Below are 20,634 nucleotides of genomic sequence, written 5' to 3'. Positions count from 1 at the left end.
GATCGCTATCGGTGCGATGGATCGGTTAATATCTACCATTTTTCATCTGGTTCTCCACAACCAGAAATATGATTATGGCATTGCCTGTTTAGCTCGGCATTAATCAAAAACAGGGTATCATTTTCTTGAAAAACGGACAAGCCGTAAGGCTTATTTGAGTGTGTCCAGCCATCAGAAATAATCACAAATTACATGTATTAAATTAGGCATGAAACTTGATTTTTGGTAGAAAAAAGAGTCCTTTCCAGATTCAACCTTAGAAAGGAACTCTACTAAATTATTATTGATTCAAATCATTATTCTGGTCGTCAGACCCACTATAATCACCCATTAGTTTTTTAAGCCGATCAATTCGTTCATCTAGAGGTGGATGAGTATCAAACATCTTTAAAACAAACGGCGTTTTCCCAGATTTGTTTTTTGGTTCATTAATATAAAGGGCAGCACTCGAAGCATTAGCGTGCTTCATTGGTTGAGAATCATTCTTCAATACAGTCAAGGCATCAATCAGCCCTTGAGGATCACGAGTCAGGTTGACCCCAGAAACATCCGCGAGAGATTCACGTTCCCTGGAAACCGCAAACTGAAGGACTTGGGCAACCGGGACCCCGATGATTCTTACTAGCCAACCACCAAGCCAAATAATTGCTCCAAAAGCAACCATTCCCATGACAAACGCCCATGAGCCTTTAGAATCACTGTCTCGGTCATCCGCAAAGCTCATCCAACTAGCATTTCTCATTAAACCGATTCCCGCGATAATAAGGAATGTTCCGGCTCCAGCAATGAACGACGTCAGTGCAACGGTAATCGAGGAAACTCTAATATCATAGTTTTTAATGTGAGAAATTTCATGGGCAATTACTCCCTCCAACTCCTCACGATTCATCATCTTTCGCAAACCTACGGTAACCGCAACCGCTGCGTGTTTAGGGTCGCGCCCAGTTGCGAACGCATTAGGTGCCTCTTCATTGATCATGTAAACATCAGGCATTGGGACATTAGCCGCCATTGCTAGGTCACTAATAATGTTAAACAGTTGAGGATCATCAGACTCCTGGAGTTTAGTCGCCCCACTTCCTCGCATCAAAATATTAGTTACCCCCATATAGGTAATGACCGCATAGATTGCCGCTGCCGTCAAAAATCCAGCCATGGTATATAGTGCCACTTGCATATCAAACGTTTCTTCGCGCGAAGCAAAAATACACCCGATCAGAAAACCAATGATAGCTACGACCACCACGAAAGCTGCCATTACAAACCAGGTTCTTCTTCTATTTTGAGAAACTTGTTTATTAATGGTTTCCATTGTTCGTCGCTATCTCCTTCTATATTATTAGAACTTCATTTGGGGAACTTCTCGAGCCTTGTCAGGAATTTGTAAGAACTCACGTTGCTTAAAGTTACCTAACTTAGCAACTAAATTACTTGGAAATGATTGGAGCTTGTTGTTTAGTTCCATCACATTAGCATTGTAGTTTTGGCGGGAGAATGAAATCTTATTCTCAGTGTTTGTTAATTCCTCTTGCAAACTAAGAAAGTTTTGGTTTGCCTTTAAATCAGGATAATTTTCGGAAACCGCAAACAAGTGGTTCAAGGTATCTGTCAATTGATTATCAGCCTTAACCTTATCAGCAATACTTGCATTAGGGTCTGAAATCTGGGTTCTCATCTCAGTTACCTTAGCAAGGGTTTCCTTTTCGTGAGTAGCATATCCCTTAACCGTTTCCAACAAGTTTGGTAACAAGTCTGCCCGTCGTTGAAGTTGAACATCAATTTGGCTTTCAGCCTCGTCAACTAAGTTTCGTTGGCGGACCAAGCCGTTATACATCACAATTACCAAGATCACGATAATCGCAATCACTATTAGTGCAATAATCATAGTATTTGTCCTCCATTCATTGTTAGTTCAAATCTAACATAGTGTTGTGTTTAAAAAAAGAATTTTACCTAAAGTTTTTTAAAAAAATACCCTTACTAAACGTTTACACAACGGCATTCTGTTCAGATATAGATTGTATACGTCCTAATTGATTTAAACCTATATGTTGTGTTTCGGTCACTGTGTGATACTATATATTGTGTACTCAAAACGAGAAGGGAGTAAAAAATATGGATGTAATTACAAAAAAACAACAAATAACTCTATCTAACGACTTTATAAATGAAGTAAAACAAACTGTTCAACCACACTGGGGGGAACTTGGTTGGGTCACTTACAAGAGAACCTATGCCCGTTTCCTTGAAGACCAAAACAGAACTGAGGAATGGGACGAAACGGTTAAGCGAGTAGTTGAGGGGAACATTAACCTTGATCCAAGATTACATAGCGACAACGTATCAGATGACGTTTACGAAGAATTGCAAAACGAAGCCCAAGAACTTTTTAAGTTGATTTACGGCTTAGCAGCAACTCCATCAGGAAGAAACCTTTGGATTTCAGGAACTGAATACCAACACAGAAACGGTGACGCCCTAAACAACTGTTGGTTCATCGCAGTTCGCCCACAACCTTATGGTAACAGTCATATCTTACCATCTTATCTTCACCCAGAAGATAAGGCCGTGTCAATGCCTTACTCATTTATGTTTGATCAATTGATGAAGGGCGGCGGTGTTGGTTTTTCAGTAACTAAGGAAAATGTTGCTCAACTTCCAGAAGTTTCTGACATGATTAAGCTTACAGTATTATCAGCTAAAGACAGCAAGTCATATGACGAAGCCATTGCTGCTGGTGCCATTGATCGTGACGAATGGTTAGAAAACCATAACGTTGATGACGTTCGTTACTATCACCTTCCCGATACTCGTGAAGGCTGGGTTCTCGGTAACGCCCACATGATTGATGCCCACTTCTCATCAACTAACCCAGAAGACATTGACGAAGTTGTCCTTGATGTTTCTGATATCCGTGAAAAGGGTGCTAGAATTCATGGGTTTGGTGGTACCGCATCTGGTCCAGCTCCATTGATTGAAATGTTATTCGATATCAACGACGTATTAAACAACGCTGTTGGTCGCAAGCTAACTTCAGTTGATTGTACTGACATGGGTAACATGGTCGGCAAGGCCGTTGTTGCCGGAAACGTTCGTCGTTCTGCCGAGTTGGCTCTTGGTAGTTCTGACGACAAAGACTTCATCACTATGAAGCAAGATAAAGACAAACTCTACCACCACCGTTGGGCATCAAACAACAGTGTTGCAGTAGACTCAGACTTTAAGGATTACGAACCCGTTGCCGACTCAATTCGCCACAATGGTGAACCAGGAATCGTTAACTTGGGCCTTTCAAAGAACTTTGGTCGAATCGTTGATGGCGAACAACCAGGTGTCGATGAAGCCGTTGAAGGAACTAACCCTTGTGGTGAAATTTCATTAAGTAATGGTGAACCATGTAACTTATTTGAGGTTTTCCCATTCGTTGCAAACCAAGAAGGATTTGACTTGAATGAAGCCTTCCGTTTGGGAACTCGTTATACAAAACGGGTTACTTTCAGTGATTATGACTGGGAAGTTTCAAGAAACGCCATCCAAAAGAACCGTCGGATTGGAATCTCAATGTCAGGAGTTCAAGACTGGATCCTTGATGAATTCGGAAACCGAGTAGTTACTGGTTTCCAAAAGGTTACCGAAGAAGATGGTACCGAAGTCAACAAGCCAATCTACGATCAACGAGCAGTTAAGGCTGTTAGCGACCTTTACGACTCAGTTGTAGCATCAGATGTTGAATACTCAAACCAACTTCACTGCAACCCATCAATCAAGCACACAACTGTTAAGCCATCAGGAACCGTTGCTAAATTAGCTGGGGTTTCAGAAGGAATGCACTTCCACTATGCTAAGTACTTAATTCAAAGAATTCGTTTCCAAGATAACGATCCTTTGTTGCCAGCCCTTCAAGCATGTGGTTACCACGTTGAACCAGATGTTTACACTAAGAACACAATGGTTGTTGAATTCCCAATCAAGTCAGCTCACGCAACTGACGATAACTTTGCCTCAGCCGGTAGCGTTTCGATTGCAGAACAATTCGCAACCCAAGCATTTTTACAAACTTACTGGTCAGATAACGCTGTTAGTTGTACCGTTACCTTCCAACCAGAAGAAGGCGACCAAATCGCCCCATTGATGAGACAATACCGTCACATTACTAAGTCAACTTCATTACTTCCATATAGTGGTAGCGACTTCAAACAAGCTCCTAAGGAACCAATTTCTAGTGAACGATACGTTCAAATCAATAACGCCGTGACTGGTAACGTTCAGGAGAAGTTTGCTGAGATGAACAACAACCAAGATGCTAAGAACCTTGAGTTAGTTGATCAATCAGACTGTGCTGGTGGCGCTTGCCCAATTAGATAATTATCATATTTTTAAACTAAATTAAAAGCCTCCTAGTTCGCAAACCAAACGCGAACCAGGAGGTTTTTTTGTTAAACCTGTTCAATTTATATATTAAGAATTTTCAATCGTCTTTATAACTACCTCAAAAGATTGCTTTGCTTCCGGAATAACAGGGAAGCCAACAAATCCATGATTCATATTAAGGTACGTGTGAACTGTGATATTTAAGTTCTTCTCCTTAGCAATGTCCTCAATTTTCTTAGCATCCGCGTATAAGATATCGTGAGTACCAGTAAAGACAGTCATAGGAGGTAGATTATCCAAATCGCCAAATAATGGGCTAACTAATGGGTTTTTAGGCCCCAAATCACCACCGTAGGTAATCCCACTAAAACTTAAAATGTCATTATCAAGCAATGGGTCGTGTGGTTGAATTTCCTTTTTTAATGCGTTTTCCGTTGTTACATCGAACCAAGGGGAGATAAAAATAGCTTGCTTAGGCATTGGGATTTTTTCATCCCTCAATCGTTCCAAAAGAGCTAGCCCCAACCCAGCTCCGGCAGACTCACCCATCAAAATAATTTTGTCAGCGGGAATCTTCTTATCGTTGATCAGATGAAGATAACGGTCCATAACCATTTTATGGGCATCAGTGGCAGTATAAGCTGGTGCTTTTGGGTAAACAGGAAGAACCAACGATATTCCTAATCTGTTAATCAGCTTATTGAAAAAAACAAAGTGCAACGAAAGCGGTTGTGACCAGTACCCACCACCATGTAAGTAGAAAATAACTTCATCACTAGACTTTGTTTCAGGCTCCATGATGAAAGTATCTGAGTACCCATCATATTCTTTTATATTGTACTTACTGCGCACCTTGTCAGGAAGGACGTATGGCTTTTTATTTGCTTCCAAAGCCTTTTGAAAGTTAGCATCAACTCGTCGGTCAGTTAATGGAATTAACTTAAAAATATTTTCCAAAATTATACTAGAAGCACTTCGCTTTTCTTTATGCGCCTTTAGTAATAAAAACAGCACTAAAGCTACTGCTATAACCAAAACAATAATCAGAAAACTCTTCATTGCTGTCCACCTCACCTATTTAGTAGTATCTTTTGATTCACTATTTTTAACATAAAGTACCGACAAAATGAACATTACGACAGCAACGGCTCCCATAGCCATAAACGAAAACTTAATTCCCTGAATGTTTGCAGTTGGAGAAACAACAGTAATAACAGCGGCAAAAGCAGCCGTTCCTAACGCTCCACCAATCGTCCGCAAACAGTTTATAAGTGCGGTCCCATCAGTTATTAACTTTTCGGGGATGCCCTTTAGACCCCAAGTCATAGATGGAGTTAGCAAAGCTGCAACTCCAATACCTTGGAGCACAGTTGCAACGATTACGTAAAGAATCGATGATTTGACTGATACAAAACTAATCATCACTGTGAACGCAACGATTGCGGCACAGCCGACTAACCCAAGAACTCTAATCCCATAGCGATCATAAATATTACCGGCAATTGGACTTAAAAATCCAATAAGCAAAGCAGCAGGCATCATTACTAATCCATAACTCGTTGCTGATCTACCCTGAATTGTTTGAATAAAAATCGGCAAAACAGTAGTTGTTCCGTTTAATATTGCATACAACAGAAAACTAATCAAAACTGACATTGAAAATTCTTTGTTCTTAAATGCCGATACATCCAAAATTGGTGCTTTTAGATGTAATTGTTTCCGATAGAAAATCACAAGAAAAACCAACCCTACTATAATACTACCGCCGGTTTGAATGCTAAGTACCGGGAATGTTCCAATATTACCGAGACCGTAAAGAATACCTGAAAAAGCAATCGCCGCAAAAATAACAGAGGCCAAATCAAACGAGCTTTCTTCTCTATCAATAATATTAGCTAAGAAAATAAATCCAGCAATCAAATCAATAGCACAGAAAGCTAAGACAACGTAAAAAATTAGTCGCCAACCACCGAAGTCAATCAAAACTCCTGCTAAAAATGGCGCAATAACTGGAGTTAACCCGACAGCTAATCCGTATAATCCCATTCCATATCCCTTTTTATTTTCAGGGAAAATTTTCAAAATAATAACTTGAGTAAGGGCGAGTACAAGTCCGTTACCAGCACCTTGTAATATTCTACCAAGTAAAAGTAGAACGTAAGATGGCGCAAGGGCCCCAATCAATGTCCCAACAGTAAAAATTCCAGTTCCAATCAAGAAAACAGGTTTGGTTGGAAACCGCTTTATTATATATGCCGTTACCAAAATCATAATTCCACTGACCAACGCATATAGACTGGTTACCCACTGAGCCATTCCGGCTGAAATGTGGAAGTCGCGCATAATCGCAGGAATCCCGGTACTCAGCGCCGTTACCATTACGGTCGATACAATCGACATGAACATAACGGTTAAAAAGATTCCCTTGTTTCTTTTTGTTAAAGATTTCATTCCTAACCACCTTAATGTAATTTTTCGTTTTATTAACAACATAATTAATCGATCAAATAAAGTAATTAGCTTTATTAATAATAAAACCATCCTAGTTTTAACAAAGGATGGATTATAAATACAAACTACTTCAATTATCGGAACCAATTGTAACTCAATTTTAGTAATAGTGACATGTGAAAAGTGATACGGTTTGCACAGTTATCTCCCTTTAGCCTCACTATACCTCACAACTTCCATATTGCCATGACGATATGTTGCCATATATACATCCCTAATCGTTGAGACCCCAGCATCGTTTAACTCATTCATTAACCACTCTTCATCCTCATCCATTATTTCAAGGACGTCGTAGTCAATCTGGCCATCAACAATTACCGGATAACGAATACTGCCATCACCCCGTTTTAATACCGTTAGGCTTCCGTTCTGTTCAACAATTGCCCGCTTAACATCGGTCAGCTCATACACCCCCGCGGTTCTCAACTTGAAGTCAACTTCCTTAGCAGACAAATTGGCCCGCAGACAGTTTTCAACCAAAATCCGACCGTTTTTAACAATCGTTATCGGTTCTCCATCGACAAACTTACCAAACCAGTGAAGGTGGATTTTTGCGTACCTAGTAACCAAAATCAGTAACGACCATATCAGCATTACCACAATAAACTGAGCTATTGTAATCGCCGGATTGTACAAAACACCGCCAATAATGCCACCTAAAACATAGTTTTGAAGCTGGTCCAAAGCTGAAGTTGGCGCAAGATTACCCTTCCCAGAAAGGTTGATCAGAACCGTAATAAACAGGAAACCAATAACCAGCTTAATTGCAATATCATAATAACTAAACATCTAATCTACCCCCTGAATCTTGACGTTTACCTTATAGAGTTTAAGTTTTTCGAGTACAAATTCCGTCCCGTCATTATTGTAGTCGATCCGATAGTAACCACTTGGTGTCTTAGCAATTAAATTGTTGCCAGTTGTCGTAGAATTAACGCTAATTTCTTTTGGCGTAGTTTCCAGTTTCCGAGCAACTTGCTTAATGGTTTGCGTTATCTGACCAGTCTGTTGCTCACTACTTTTAATGTTCAAATAGTCGTTGTACTGAATTGCCAGTACTAGTAGCAGTAACGTTACAAAGATAACCCCAAGGTCCTTGTACTTGATTTCAAACCGATTTCGAAAGTACAAACCGAAGAAAATAATCGTGGCTAGAATCAACCCACTAATTACAATCAGTCGAACGTACTGCCACATATCCTGAGAGTTACTCAAGTAATCATATGTATAAAAAGTCATAGTTCATCCCCCATTTAATAAAAAACACCAGATTAGTATAAAACTAATTAGGTGTCTTTGCTAGCTTTATTCAAATTCTTCGTACTCATTTGGATCTTGGCCATCGACCCGACCATTAGGTTTAGTAAGGCTATTAATTTTATCCATTTCATCTGCTGTCAAACTAAAATCAAATGTGTCCAAATTCAGCCGTTGATGTTCAAGACTAGATGACTTTGGAATTGGAATAATTCCCCGCTGCTCATGCCAGCGTAAGATAATTTGACCAACATTCTTGCCATACTTATCGGCCAGCTCCTTAATAACAGGTTCTTTTAGGGCCGCACTTCCTCGACCTAGTGGACTCCAAGCCTCAGTCACCACACCCCGGTTGGCATCTTCTTCAACAATCCGTTGGTTATTCCAGTACGGGTGTATCTCAACCTGGTTAACTGATGGAGCAACCCCAGTTTCTTTGATCAACCGGTCCAGGTGTTCTGGTTCAAAATTCGAAACCCCAATTGACCGAATCAAACCCCGTTTTTGAGCATCGATCATTGCTTGGAATGCTTCCACATAGTGGTCACGCTTTGGTAAAGGCCAATGAATCAAGAACAAATCTAAATAATCTAGCCCCAAGCGGTAAATTGACTCCTGAATTGCCCGAGTAGCATCATCATATCGATGATACTTACCTGGTAGTTTAGAAGTAATAAACAAATCAGCTCGGTTGACCCCTGACCGTTTAATTGCCCGACCGACAACTCCCTCATTATCATAGTTCGTAGCGGTATCAATTGCTGTGTAACCATCTTTAATGGCCGCAACAATCTGGTTCAGGCCTTCACCCCCACGCATTTGATAGGTTCCAAGGCCAATAGCAGGCATTAAAATACCATCATTTAACGTCACGTTAGGAATATTCTTTTCTTGCATGATTATCCTCCCTACAAAGTTCTTGCCATAATTGTAACGCGATTTTGAAGCAAACAAAAATCCCCAACCAACTAAATAGTTGATTGGGAACTTTAATTTTAAATAGTGATTATATTACTTGTTTGTTCCTTCTTCTTCAATCTCTTCAAGTGAGCGACCACGAGTTTCTGGAACACAGAATTTCGTGAATACAACACCGAGGACACAGATAATACCGAAGATAGCGAACACTGCTTCTTGTGACATTGATGCAGTCATGATTGGGAATAGTAAACCAACCAAGAATGAACCGATCCAGTTGAATGATGAAGCTAAACCTGATGCGCGACCACGGATGGCCAATGGGAAGACTTCACCAACGATAACCCAAGTAAGTGGTGCCCATGTGAATGAGTAAAAGGCAACGTAGATACAAAGGAATACAACGATCATCATTGGGTTCGTGTTTGGAATTAACATGTTGATGATAGCTGGGAGGATAAATGAAAGACCCATGACAGTACCACCAAGCATAATAAGTGTCCGTCGGTTAAACTTATCAGCAATTGCAATATAAACAAGTGAACCGATAACTAGGATAACCCCTTGAATGATTGGCCACATAAGTGCTGAACTTGCAGCATTACCAGTAGCTTTTTCAACGATCAATGGGATGTAGTAGAAGATGGCGTTAGCACCTTGGAATTGCTGGAAGGCAGCAACTCCGATACCAGCAATAACTAAGTAACGATACTTTCCACTGAAGAGGGTTCCCCATGAGGTTGAAGTAGCAGCCTTAGTTTCGTCTTGAGCAGTGGCCTTAATATCAGCCATTTCTTGATCAATTTCGTTATCATCTTTACGGATGTAAGTAAGAACTTTACGAGCTTCGTCTTCCTTACCGCTCTTAACTAAGAAACGAGGTGATTCTGGAAGTTTAGCAACTCCAACGTAGAGAATCAAAGCAGGAATAGCAGCTAAACCAAGCATCAATCTCCATGCCCAGTGTTCTGGCAAGTCCTTCAATAAGAAGTCAACGATGTATGAAAGCAACATTCCAGAAACGATCATCGTTTGGTTAAGACCAGATAACTGCCCACGTAGTTTTGCAGGAGCCATTTCTGACATGTATGCAGGAACCAATGCTGATGCAGCACCAACGGCAGTTCCTAAGAAAATCCGGACGATAATCAAGTAGATTGAACCATTATGAGGTGAAACCCCTGAAAGAACTGATCCAATCATGAAAATAATAGCAGAAATCAAAATCATCTTACGACGACCTAACTTATCAGAAAGCTGACCAGCTAGGGCTCCACCAAAGATAGCACCGAACATAACGGCTGATGTGATCCAACCAACTACTCCAGCACTGTTTTGCAAACTCCAATCAATCTGAAGGAATGGCAAGGCACCGGTCATAACACCAATATCGTAACCAAAGAGAATTCCACCGAATGATCCAAAGAAGTATATGAATCCACTAGGAATCTTTTTTTCTTTTTCCATAAATAATTTCTCCTAATCAACTAATTAATCTAAAAAACTAAGTTCTCCAACTTAACTTTAAAATATTACGGCCATAATATTTTTATACCAAACAATTAACATAAATGTAAGCGATTTTATTTTTCTCCAAAAAAATATAGGTAACGCTTACACTTTATGTTAATTATATTACCCTATTTGTACGTATAAATCAACAACAAATATTATTATCTGATAAATTGCCCATTTTAAAGCTTTTTGGTCCTCTTTTACCCAATATTTTGGAGCTAAAAGCTAAATTCTTTCCATTAATAACCTCCAAAATTCAAAATAATTCAAAAGTAAAAGTGATTGTTAAAAAGTAAAAATAGGTACCTAGGTTTATACTCGAATCTTGATTCTATCAGTAACTAAACAAAAAATTTATCACAAACAAATGTCTCAACATCAGCTTACTTTCCATATAAATATGAAAAACGGGCAAGACTTACGTCTCACCCGTTTTCAATTGTAGTAGATTATAAAATTCAGATTAGATAGGTTATTACAGGTTCCTATTAGTAATTAATGTGAGTCAACTTTGCCTTCTTTACAGCTTCAATATCTTTAGTACCAGCAAGTTGCATATCGATCAACAATTCGTGGTTAAGAGCCTCAAATACTGATTGAACTCCTTGAGCACCACCAAGAGCCAAGCCATAAATTACTGGACGACCCATAGCAACAAGGTCAGCTCCACTAGCTAGAGCCTTAAATACATGTGAACCACGACGAACACCACTATCAAAGATAACTGGAACGCGGTGATCAACAGCCTTAGCAATATCAGCCAAAGTATCAAATGCTGCGGGGCCACCATTCAATTGACGACCACCATGATTTGAAACGTAGATTCCGCTTGCACCAGCTCCGATAGCTAACAATGCATCCTCAGGGGTTTGAATTCCCTTAACGATAACTGGTAACTTTGTGTAATCAGCAATTCTACGAACATCATCTGGGCTGATCTTTTGGGCAGCTGAAGCATAAATTTCTTCAATTCCTTTGCCCTTACCATCGCCTTCTGAGAACTTAGTTAAGTTAGCCATTGGAATTGGGAACTGGAAGTTATTGATAATATCCTCTTCACGGTAACCATCAACAGTTGCATCAACAGTTAAAATAATTGCCTTTACTCCAGCTTTAACGGCTTCATCAAGAAGGCTTTCGTTAAAGTCCCAATCCTTACTCATGTAAAGTTGGAAGAATTGAGGTGCACCGTTTCCAGCAGCTGCTGTTTCAGTAATTGATGTTGATGAGTAGGTACTTTGAGCCATCAAACCACCAACTTTGGCAACACCCTCAGCAGTTGCAGCTTCACCACGCGAATGAGCCAAACCTTGAGCTGCAGTTGGGGCCATCATGATTGGTGTCTTCAAATGCAAACCAAAAACATCAGTTTCCGTTGAAGGATTTTCCATATCTGTTAGAGCTCGAGGAACGATTTGAGCATGGTTAAATGCCTTAGTGTTTTCCTGCAACGTCCACTCATCTTCAGAACCACCAACGATGTAACCAAAACCACCAGTTGGGATGATCTTCTTTGCTTCTGCTTCCAATGAAGGCAAGTTCAAGATGTTTAATTTTTCTTCGCGATCACTTTGTTCGTATCCATTTACTACAGTCATAGTTATTATCTCCTCTAATATTGTTTTATAAGTTTTTATCGGGCAACATCATTGCTAAAATGAATCAACAGACCCGGATTTCCATATGTAATTCCATGCTCGCCATCTCCTGTTACTTTTTTAAGCACATGTATAAGATAGTTCAACTTTCCAAAGTTGTCAACACTTATTAAAAATAAGTGGAATTATTTTTTTAATTTCAACAAAAAAAGCCCAACCACAAGGCTGAGCTAATCCGCTTAACTATTTTATAATTGCTTGTTTTGCCTGCTGAACCGAAACATCGTCAATTATTTCCTGCAGGTTGATTTTCGCCATTTTGGCTTCTGCAGTATTCTGAATCTCCTCATAGTAATGAACTAACACTTCTGGAATTATTGAACCAACCGGACAGTTAGCGTTAGTGTGTTCATCGACGTTAAGTAATTCTTGGTCACCCGAGACCGCAAAGTAAACATCTAACAAACTAATATCCTTTGGATCCTTTGCAAGTGATGGCGTTGCTGCTCCCGGAATGGCATTAAGTAATCCCGCCTTTTTTAAACTACTCATCATTCTCCGAACGAGGCTTGGCGATGTGTTAATGCTTTCGGCAATTGTCGTACTCTTTATTTCAGTCTTATTTTCATTTATCGCAATGTACGCCAAGATATGCGTTGCATCGCTTAGTTTTGTATTTGCCATAAAAACGCCTCCGTTTAATCTGTTACTTATTATAATACAAGTCCTAAAAAATGCAATCTAAGGTTGTAAACCAGTATATCGTTTAATTGACAGCGGTTACAGGTATAGTAACATTGAAGATAGCAAAGCTTAGGAGGCTAGAAATATGAAACCATCAATTGAGTGGCTTGATGATCCAGAAACCTTTAGAGTCGGGGTAATTCCGGCCCATAGTGATCATCATTTCTATCGTAATTACACAGATTTTCAGAATGGCAGATCAAAATTTGTTCAAAGTTTAAACGGCAACTGGAGATTTAAGTTTGCGAAAGACCCAAGCAAACGACCGGTAGGCTTTTTCAAGTCTGACTATGACTATTCTGATTTTGATACCATCAAAGTACCTTCACATATTGAATTGAATAATTACGGCCAGATTCAATATATTAACACCCTATATCCGTGGGAAGGTCGCCAGTATCGCCGACCCGCCTATGTTCCTGACGAATCTAATCCCCAACACGGTATGTTTAGTACTGCTCCCGATAATACAGTTGGTGCATATATCAGGGAATTCGAAGTCGATCCTGAACTAAAGGGAAATCAGATTGTCGTTCGGTTTGAAGGCGTTGAACGGGCGATGTTCCTCTGGCTAAACGGCCACTTTCTTGGTTACTGTGAAGATAGCTTCACTCCTTCTGAATATGACCTTACTCCATACTTAGTTGACGGAACAAACAAATTGGCCGTAGAGGTTTTCAAACACAGTACCGCGTCCTTTCTCGAAGACCAAGATATGTTTAGGTTCTCCGGTATCTTCCGAAATGTCTCTCTCGTTGCCAAACCAAAGGGCCACATTGAAGACCTTCATATTATTCCAACCCTTAGTGATGATTTGACAACTGGAAACCTAAAAGTGATAACTAAAGTTTCCGATTTGCCAGAAAATGCGGCAACGATCGAATTATCCGTGATTTCATCTAATGGTCGGCGAATTGCAGAAGATTCAGCTACTTTAGCCACAACCAATGAATTCGAATTTAATAACCTTAAAAATATCCATCCTTGGAACCACAAGGGCCATTACCTATATAATTTAATGATTACAGTTTTAACTAATGATGATAATCTAATTGAGATGGTTCCGTACCAGTTTGGATTCAGAAAGATTGAAGTTAAAGATAAAGTTATCCTTCTTAATAACGAACGGCTCCGCTTAAATGGAGTTAACCGTCACGAGTGGAGTGCAACTAATGGCCGAGCAATTACAATGGCGGACATGCTTGCTGACATTAAAACGTTCAAAAAGAATAATATTAACGCCGTCAGAACATGTCACTACCCAGACCAGATTTCTTGGTATTATCTATGTGACCAAAACGGAATCTACATGATGGCAGAAAACAACCTTGAATCTCACGGTTCTTGGCAAAAAATGGGAGCTGTCGAACCATCGTACAACGTTCCCGGATCGTCTAAACACTGGTTAGGAGCCGTTCTTGACCGAGCTAAGAATAACTATGAAACATTTAAAAACCACACCAGTATCCTCTTCTGGTCACTTGGAAACGAGTCATACGCAGGTGACGATATCAAGGCCATGAATGACTATTATAAAGAGCAGGATCCATACCGACTGACCCATTACGAAGGAGTTTGTCGCAATAGAAAGTACGAGGACACTATCTCCGACGTTGAAAGTATGATGTACTTCCCACCAAAGGACGTAGCTAATTACCTGGAGAACAATCCTAAGAAACCATTTCTCAGCTGTGAGTTTATGCATGACATGGGCAATTCAATGGGCGGTTTAAACAGCTACATGCAGCTATACGATAAGTATCAGGGTTACAGCGGTGGGTTCATTTGGGACTACATCGACCAAGCCATTCAAGTAACTGACCCGGTAACCGGAAACCAAGTTATCCGTTACGGTGGTGACTTTGATGAACGGCATTCAGACTACGAGTTCTCAGGTGATGGAATCATGTTTGCCGACCGAACTGAAAAACCAGCAATGCAGGAGGTTAAATACTACTATGGAAAATACTCAGACTAAGTTGAACCTCGTTTTTGGCGACGGTAGTCTTGGCGCCAAGGGTGACCACTTCTCATACATTTTCAGCTACGAAAAGGGCGGTATCGAATCATTGCTTATCGATGGCAAAGAATGGATATACCGAGCACCTAAACCAACCTTCTGGCGAGCCACTACAGATAATGATCGTGGTAACCACTTTAGCGAAAAATCGGCAATGTGGCTAGGAACCGATATGTTCATCAAACTAACTGATTTTTCAGTTTCAGTCGATGGCCAACAAATCACCAAACCAATTGCCCCAGAAAATAATAAGTACTCAGATTCAGAAACCGCAAACCAGGTTACCATCAGTTACCAGTTTGAAACTAACACCATCCCCACAACAACCACTAGTGTTAGCTATACCGTTAATTCAAAGGGCGAGATAACCATAGCCGTTGATTACAATGGCCAAAATGGCCTGCCAGAACTACCAGTATTTGGCTTGCGTTTCATCATGCCAACAGCCGCAAAATCATTTGACTATGATGGGCTATCTGGCGAAACCTACCCTGATCGGATAGATGGCGGTATCCCAGGCGTTTATCACGTGACTGGATTGCCAGTTACTCCTTATATGGTGCCCCAGGACTGTGGTATGCACATGAATACTAACGAGGTAACAATTACCAGAAACTCAACGCAGAATAACGCTGATCCTGATGATAATGAGTTCAAATTAACCTTCAAAGCTAACGACAAACCATTCGCCTTTAGTTGCTTGCCATACACAGCGGAGGAGCTCGAAAACGCTACTCACATTGAAGAATTGCCACCAGCAAGAAGAACGGTATTAAGTGTGTTTGGAGCTGTTCGTGGTGTTGGCGGAATTGATAGTTGGGGAGCTGATGTGGAGGATAAGTACCATATCTCTGCTGAGAAGAATATCCATTTTGACTTTAAAGTAGTACCAATTGAATAATTTCCGGAAACTATTCACAAAAAACTGAAAAATGTAGCGTGTCTGGGAATGGGAGTATCAGGATATACTTTCATCTTCCCAACCACGCTCTTTTTTTATTCAGTTTGACTAACATTCCAAATGGATGCACAATTAGTAAGCATAAATTTGGTACCGAAAGGACAATCAACATAGCAAGATATAACTTTTTAAATCCATTTACACTTGAAAGAAAGGGAATTACCCTTAAAAACCGTATCGTTATTCCCCCAATGACCGAAAGAATGGCAATGGAAGACGGTACCGTTTCTCGTGACGAACTGGCATACTACCAACAATGCGCTGGTCAGGCTGGTATGTTTATCAGTGCAGTCGCTAACGTTAACCCCCTTGGTAAGGGATTCGAAGGAGAACTTAGCATTGATGACGATAAGTTCATCCCAAGATTATCAGAATTAGCTGCAACAATGAAAACTGGTGGTTCAAAGGCCATCATCCAAATATTTAGCGCGGGAAGAATGTCCGCAAGTTCAATTTTACGTGGTAAGGAACCTGTCAGTGCTAGTGCGGTTGCTCCGCTTAGAATGGGAGCTGAAACCCCAAGAGCTTTAACCGAAATGGAAATCATTCAAACCATCAATGATTTTGGTGAAGCAACCAGAAGAGCAATTGAAGCTGGCTTTGACGGAGTTGAAATCCACGGTGCCAATACCTATCTCATCCAACAATTCTTCTCACCTCACTCAAACAGAAGAACTGATGACTGGGGTGGTTCAATCGAAAACCGATTGCGGTTTCCAATGGCGGTTATCGATAAGGTCCAAGCTGCCGTTGATAAATACGCCAGTGAACCATTTATTGTCGGCTATCGTTTGTCACCAGAAGAATTAGAGGAACCAGGAATCACCCTCGACGATACGATGCAGTTAGTTGATGCCCTCAAACAGAAACCTTTAGATTATCTGCACGTTTCTCAAAGCAACGTTTGGCGGACTTCAATTCGTGACAAACAGGATGACCGGATTGTTAACGAGCTCATCAAGGACCGGGTTGACGGTGCGTTTCCAATTATTGTCGTTGGTTCACTTTCCACCCCAGATCAAGTCAAAAAAGCCGCTGATGATTACGACTTACTAGCAATTGGCCACGAAATGATTCGCGAACCAAAATGGGTGTCAAAAGTCGCATCTGGTAACGAAGGCTCAATTCGGTATTCAATCAATGTCAACGAGCTAGATGAGCTAAACATTCAACCTAGCTTCCTAGAAATGATTGAAATGGTATCAGGCGGTCCTAAGGGAGTTCCACTAACTGGCAAATGATTATCATAACAATAAATAAACCGAGACGGGCAATCCATTTGGAGAACCCGTTTCGGTTTTTAATTACTGCTACCTTTTAATCTTCCAGTCAGTCGCAAAAAGATGCGATACACTTCGTCTCCAGCAATACTACCAATCGTCAAACCTAATAGGTTTGCGATTACTCCAACAAACGTGGTTACAGCCAGAGTCGACTGGCCAATTCCAAGTTGGCTCAACCCAACAAACATGGTGATGCCGGGGACCAACGCTACCAGCGATGGAATAAAGAAAATCGTCATCGGGGCTTTATACCGTTTGGCAAAATACTGTGAGATCAAAGTCAACATGCCGACACTGATTAAAGTATTGAGGAGACTACTATGAGCTAAATAGGTTACCCAGACGTAAACTAACCAGGTAATTGCGCCCGCAATGCTAACTGGCACAAATAGTCTTCGCGAAACGTTGATAATATAAGCAAACGAAACTGAACAAATTGCACTACCGATAATCTGAGCAATAAATGAAACGGAAACCACATTAATTTCTCCGGATGCATGTAATCCAAACGGTAACACCTGAACTAAGGTGATTCCAAGGGAGATTGAAATTAAAGTCGTGAGACTCTCAAGGATCATTACCGGCCCAGAAATAAAGTAATCATCAAATGTATCGTGGACTCCGTTGGTTAGCCCAATTCCTGGAACCATTGGAATAATTGCTGCAGTATATAGTAAAGTTGGATCATACTTAAATACCGTGCAGAAAACCGTGGCCATTAAACCACCAATAAAAGCAGCCAGAAATTCCGGTAAAAATTTATTATTTAAGTACCGCTTAAAAAACGGATATGACTGACTTGTCACCAAACCAATAATTGCAGCTAACCCACATTCAACGGCGTCCCCATTTAGAATCAAAGTAATACTAGCGCTAAGCAGACTATAGGCTAACCAAGAAAATTGCTTTGGAGTTTTCTCGATCAATACGTGGTTGATTTCAGTAAGTAGCTCTTGGATAGTGACTTTTTGATCCGCATAATCTCGGGATAATTGATTGAGTTTTGCTACCTTGTCTAGATTAAAATCCCGATCAATAATCTGGGTAAAATCAACGTCACGGCCACCATTCCTAAAAAAGATAGAATTAATCGTTACATACACATAAGTGGCATCCTTTTCATCTGCCGTTAGAAAATTAGAATTATTGATAATTCGGTTCATCGTGTCCTCAGCTCGCTTGACTTCGGAGCCGAATTCGATTAGGCCTTTACCCATTGCCAAGACAGCAGCAACTAAGACTTGTTTTTCAATTGGCATACCGCTTGAATGGCTAATTTCCATGACGGTTGTTCCTCCCCGTAATTTGAATATTCTTCATCCAATTTTACGGCAGTCAGTTAGATTATTAAAGTTATTTCTGAATACAAAAAGCGGAAACCAATTTCATCAACTGGTTTCCGTTTTTTAAACTAACAACATTATTACTTCTTCAAGGTCATCACTTCATCACCGTGAACAACCTCTGTCTTATCCTTAACATCAATGCTACTAAATTCATCAGCATTATTAATAACAACTAACACAGTGTCATCAAGCCCGGCCTTTTCAATAGCTGGAGCCCAGAACTCAAGGAGCTCATCGCCCTTCTTAACTTTCTGACCCTGAGCAACCCGTGAGGTAAACCCAGTTCCATGCATGGTAACGGTATTAATACCAATGTGAATAAGGGTCTGAACACCATCATCAGATTTTAACCCGATTGCATGCCGTGTTGGGAACATAGCAGCAACCGTAGCATCAAATGGTGCGTATACTTTACCATCAGTTGGCTTGATTGCAAATCCCTTACCCATTTGGCCAGATGCAAACCGCTCGTCTGAAACTGACGATAAATCAACCAAGGTACCATCGATTGGCGCAGCATAACTGATCTCCTTACCATCATTAACAGCAGCTGGAGTTTCTGAATCATCGCTATCGATATGTTGACCCCAAGTCTTTTCAAGTTCATCAACAATTTCAGCATGTTCCTTTTCATCCAAAGTGACTTTCTTCGCAAAAATCAGTGATGCAATCAAGAACATAACGGCTGGAATTCCAAACATCATTAGTTTGAATGATACTTGACCACCGGTGGTAATGTCACTTGCTGATGCGCCAGCAGTCATTCCGGCAATAACGGCAGTGATTCCAACAACCCCGTTTGATACGGCTCCACCAAGCTTATCTAGCAATGGTCGAACTGATAGAGTCAATGATTCGTCCCGGTGTCCCAATTTTAACTGCCCATACTCAACTGAGTCGGTAAGAATCATAAGAACAACCAAGAAAATCAGTGGTTGTGGGATGTAGAATAATACGGCTGAGAAGAGAACCATGAACAGTGACTTGCCAGAAAATGCGAATAGTAGCAATGCCACAAACATGACTGAAATTGCCAAGAAGAACACGTTTTTCCGCTTGAACTTCTTTGCCAAAGAAGGGAACAACAGAACTGAAATAACACCAATAACGGCGTTCAAAGAGGCAAGAATACTGAACTCAGTTGGTTTTCCTAATATATACGTAAAGTAGTACAACTCAAGTGAGTTAGTAATAGCCATTCCAGTGGTGTAGATTCCGTATGTTAGTGATAACCACATCAACTGATCATTGTGGATTAGAACTCCGATAACGCCCCTAAAGGTCGTCTTTTCCTTGTTCTGACGTAATTCAGAATCAATTTCCTTCGTCCCAAAAGCAACAACCATTGCTGAGATCCAAGCAATCAAGGCGATAATAATTGCAAACATCAACCAACCATGTTTGTCACCTTGGTTATGGTTAGAGTTAACCGAGAAGAACAGAACCAGTGGCATAACAATAACCCCGACAATGTTCTGCCCGATATTAGAACCAACCCGCGCAAACGTCGCAATCTTTTCCCGTTCAGTCGAATCAAATGACAAAGCAGGAATCATTGACCAAAATCCAATATCCTTGAACGAATAAAAAATATCCATTGTGATATATAAAATGGCAAATAAGATTAAATAAAGCCAAGGATTAGAGGTATTCAAACCACCAAGATCGGTAAACAGAATCGCTAGGATAATTGAACCTAGGGTCCCACCAAAGACGATCCATGGTTTAAAGTGCCCCCACTTTGTATCCGTATTATCGATTGTATTACCAATAAATGGATCGATAACTAATTCAACAATTCGTAACGCCGTCATAATCAGTGTTATGTAACCAATCATCTTGGCATTTGTTCCACCACTACTTTTGTCGAACAAATGAGAAGTGATAAACACGATAAAATACGTCGACAACGTTGCGTAAAACATATCGTGACCAAAGGCACCAAATGTATATGATAGCCTTGAGGTCAGCTTATGCGTTTTTGTCCCCATACTGACATCTCCCTAAAATAATATAAATAATTGCACACAATTACAGTAACCGCTTTCATATAAAAAGGCAATCAAAAAGCCTTCTTATTACTAAAAGTTTACTGAAGATTTTGTAAACA

Annotated in this window: 16 protein-coding genes; 4 read left to right on the top strand and 12 right to left on the bottom strand. The window is 40.4% G+C overall.

The features are described from left to right. Positions 1 to 280 precede the first annotated feature (280 nt). On the bottom strand, positions 281 to 1,312 hold the full coding sequence (locus tag QOW94_RS06750; protein WP_283679550.1) for a M48 family metallopeptidase: 1,032 nt from the start codon (positions 1,310 to 1,312) through the stop codon (positions 281 to 283). A 27-nt stretch (positions 1,313 to 1,339) separates the two neighbouring features. Next, positions 1,340 to 1,885: a LemA family protein gene (locus QOW94_RS06745; protein ID WP_283679549.1), complete on the bottom strand. Its 546-nt coding sequence runs from the start codon at positions 1,883 to 1,885 to the stop codon at positions 1,340 to 1,342. Positions 1,886 to 2,115: 230 nt separating this feature from the next. On the opposite strand from QOW94_RS06745, the gene nrdJ reads away from it, so the two are divergent. Then, positions 2,116 to 4,365, top strand: a complete 2,250-nt coding sequence (nrdJ, locus tag QOW94_RS06740; RefSeq protein WP_283679548.1) for a ribonucleoside-triphosphate reductase, adenosylcobalamin-dependent — start codon at positions 2,116 to 2,118, stop codon at positions 4,363 to 4,365. A gap of 93 nt (positions 4,366 to 4,458) precedes the next feature. Here nrdJ and QOW94_RS06735 read toward each other — a convergent pair whose 3' ends face one another. From QOW94_RS06735 to QOW94_RS06700, 8 genes are all read right to left on the bottom strand, one after another. Further along, a complete protein-coding gene (locus tag QOW94_RS06735; RefSeq protein ID WP_283679547.1) occupies positions 4,459 to 5,430 on the bottom strand; it encodes an alpha/beta hydrolase in 972 nt (323 codons plus the stop codon). A 15-nt stretch (positions 5,431 to 5,445) separates the two neighbouring features. Next, positions 5,446 to 6,822 (bottom strand): DHA2 family efflux MFS transporter permease subunit, encoded by a 1,377-nt coding sequence (locus QOW94_RS06730; RefSeq protein WP_283679546.1) that lies wholly within the window; start codon positions 6,820 to 6,822, stop codon positions 5,446 to 5,448. Positions 6,823 to 7,023: 201 nt separating this feature from the next. Next, a complete protein-coding gene (locus tag QOW94_RS06725) occupies positions 7,024 to 7,671 on the bottom strand; it encodes a DUF421 domain-containing protein (protein WP_283679545.1) in 648 nt (215 codons plus the stop codon). After that, the gene (locus QOW94_RS06720) at positions 7,672 to 8,121 is read right to left on the bottom strand and encodes a DUF3290 domain-containing protein (RefSeq protein ID WP_283679544.1); all 450 of its coding nucleotides are present in this window, start codon (positions 8,119 to 8,121) and stop codon (positions 7,672 to 7,674) included. Positions 8,122 to 8,187: 66 nt separating this feature from the next. Continuing rightward, positions 8,188 to 9,039 carry an aldo/keto reductase gene (locus QOW94_RS06715; RefSeq protein ID WP_283679554.1) on the bottom strand — a complete coding sequence of 284 codons (852 nt, stop codon included), beginning with the start codon at positions 9,037 to 9,039 and terminating at the stop codon, positions 8,188 to 8,190. Between the two features lie 111 nt (positions 9,040 to 9,150). Next, complete coding sequence (locus QOW94_RS06710; RefSeq protein WP_283679543.1) at positions 9,151 to 10,524, bottom strand: sugar porter family MFS transporter; 1,374 nt, start codon at positions 10,522 to 10,524, stop codon at positions 9,151 to 9,153. Positions 10,525 to 11,060: 536 nt separating this feature from the next. Next, the gene (locus QOW94_RS06705; protein WP_283679542.1) at positions 11,061 to 12,170 is read right to left on the bottom strand and encodes a lactate oxidase; all 1,110 of its coding nucleotides are present in this window, start codon (positions 12,168 to 12,170) and stop codon (positions 11,061 to 11,063) included. A 243-nt stretch (positions 12,171 to 12,413) separates the two neighbouring features. After that, entirely contained in the window at positions 12,414 to 12,854 is a 441-nt protein-coding gene (locus QOW94_RS06700) for an Rrf2 family transcriptional regulator (protein WP_283679541.1), read from the bottom strand. A 145-nt stretch (positions 12,855 to 12,999) separates the two neighbouring features. Here QOW94_RS06700 and QOW94_RS06695 point away from each other — a divergent pair, with 145 nt between their 5' ends. The 3 genes from QOW94_RS06695 to QOW94_RS06685 all read left to right on the top strand — a co-directional run bounded on the left by QOW94_RS06695 (position 13,000) and on the right by QOW94_RS06685 (position 17,136). Further along, a complete protein-coding gene (locus QOW94_RS06695; RefSeq protein ID WP_283679540.1) occupies positions 13,000 to 14,892 on the top strand; it encodes a glycoside hydrolase family 2 TIM barrel-domain containing protein in 1,893 nt (630 codons plus the stop codon). Further along, the gene (locus QOW94_RS06690; protein WP_283679537.1) at positions 14,873 to 15,835 is read left to right on the top strand and encodes a beta-galactosidase small subunit; all 963 of its coding nucleotides are present in this window, start codon (positions 14,873 to 14,875) and stop codon (positions 15,833 to 15,835) included. The genes QOW94_RS06695 and QOW94_RS06690 overlap by 20 nt, the downstream gene beginning before the upstream one ends. A gap of 170 nt (positions 15,836 to 16,005) precedes the next feature. Further along, positions 16,006 to 17,136, top strand: a complete 1,131-nt coding sequence (locus tag QOW94_RS06685; RefSeq protein WP_283679553.1) for an NADH-dependent flavin oxidoreductase — start codon at positions 16,006 to 16,008, stop codon at positions 17,134 to 17,136. A 59-nt stretch (positions 17,137 to 17,195) separates the two neighbouring features. Here the strand turns inward: QOW94_RS06685 and QOW94_RS06680 are convergent, their stop codons facing one another. Both QOW94_RS06680 and QOW94_RS06675 read right to left on the bottom strand, forming a co-directional pair. Beyond that, positions 17,196 to 18,461 carry a threonine/serine exporter family protein gene (locus QOW94_RS06680; RefSeq protein ID WP_283679535.1) on the bottom strand — a complete coding sequence of 422 codons (1,266 nt, stop codon included), beginning with the start codon at positions 18,459 to 18,461 and terminating at the stop codon, positions 17,196 to 17,198. Positions 18,462 to 18,601: 140 nt separating this feature from the next. Further along, positions 18,602 to 20,515, bottom strand: coding sequence for a sugar MFS transporter (locus tag QOW94_RS06675; protein WP_283679534.1), 1,914 nt, complete (start codon positions 20,513 to 20,515; stop codon positions 18,602 to 18,604). Positions 20,516 to 20,634: the final 119 nt, after the last annotated feature.

Origin of the sequence: Lentilactobacillus sp. Marseille-Q4993 (genome assembly GCF_951230165.1) — a bacterium.
GTDB lineage: Bacteria > Bacillota > Bacilli > Lactobacillales > Lactobacillaceae > Lentilactobacillus.
Note: the sequence above shows the minus strand (reverse complement) of the source record. Positions and strands in the feature narration are given on the sequence as shown.

Coding starts and splice junctions, on each gene's coding strand:
- QOW94_RS06720 (WP_283679544.1), bottom strand. CDS start 8,121: ATGACTTTTTATACATATGATTACTTGAGTAACTCTCAGGATATGTGG.
- QOW94_RS06710 (WP_283679543.1), bottom strand. CDS start 10,524: ATGGAAAAAGAAAAAAAGATTCCTAGTGGATTCATATACTTCTTTGGA.
- QOW94_RS06750 (WP_283679550.1), bottom strand. CDS start 1,312: ATGGAAACCATTAATAAACAAGTTTCTCAAAATAGAAGAAGAACCTGG.
- QOW94_RS06730 (WP_283679546.1), bottom strand. CDS start 6,822: ATGAAATCTTTAACAAAAAGAAACAAGGGAATCTTTTTAACCGTTATG.
- QOW94_RS06705 (WP_283679542.1), bottom strand. CDS start 12,170: ATGACTGTAGTAAATGGATACGAACAAAGTGATCGCGAAGAAAAATTA.
- QOW94_RS06735 (WP_283679547.1), bottom strand. CDS start 5,430: ATGAAGAGTTTTCTGATTATTGTTTTGGTTATAGCAGTAGCTTTAGTG.
- nrdJ (WP_283679548.1), top strand. CDS start 2,116: ATGGATGTAATTACAAAAAAACAACAAATAACTCTATCTAACGACTTT.
- QOW94_RS06725 (WP_283679545.1), bottom strand. CDS start 7,671: ATGTTTAGTTATTATGATATTGCAATTAAGCTGGTTATTGGTTTCCTG.
- QOW94_RS06680 (WP_283679535.1), bottom strand. CDS start 18,461: ATGGAAATTAGCCATTCAAGCGGTATGCCAATTGAAAAACAAGTCTTA.
- QOW94_RS06675 (WP_283679534.1), bottom strand. CDS start 20,515: ATGGGGACAAAAACGCATAAGCTGACCTCAAGGCTATCATATACATTT.
- QOW94_RS06745 (WP_283679549.1), bottom strand. CDS start 1,885: ATGATTATTGCACTAATAGTGATTGCGATTATCGTGATCTTGGTAATT.
- QOW94_RS06695 (WP_283679540.1), top strand. CDS start 13,000: ATGAAACCATCAATTGAGTGGCTTGATGATCCAGAAACCTTTAGAGTC.
- QOW94_RS06690 (WP_283679537.1), top strand. CDS start 14,873: ATGGAAAATACTCAGACTAAGTTGAACCTCGTTTTTGGCGACGGTAGT.
- QOW94_RS06700 (WP_283679541.1), bottom strand. CDS start 12,854: ATGGCAAATACAAAACTAAGCGATGCAACGCATATCTTGGCGTACATT.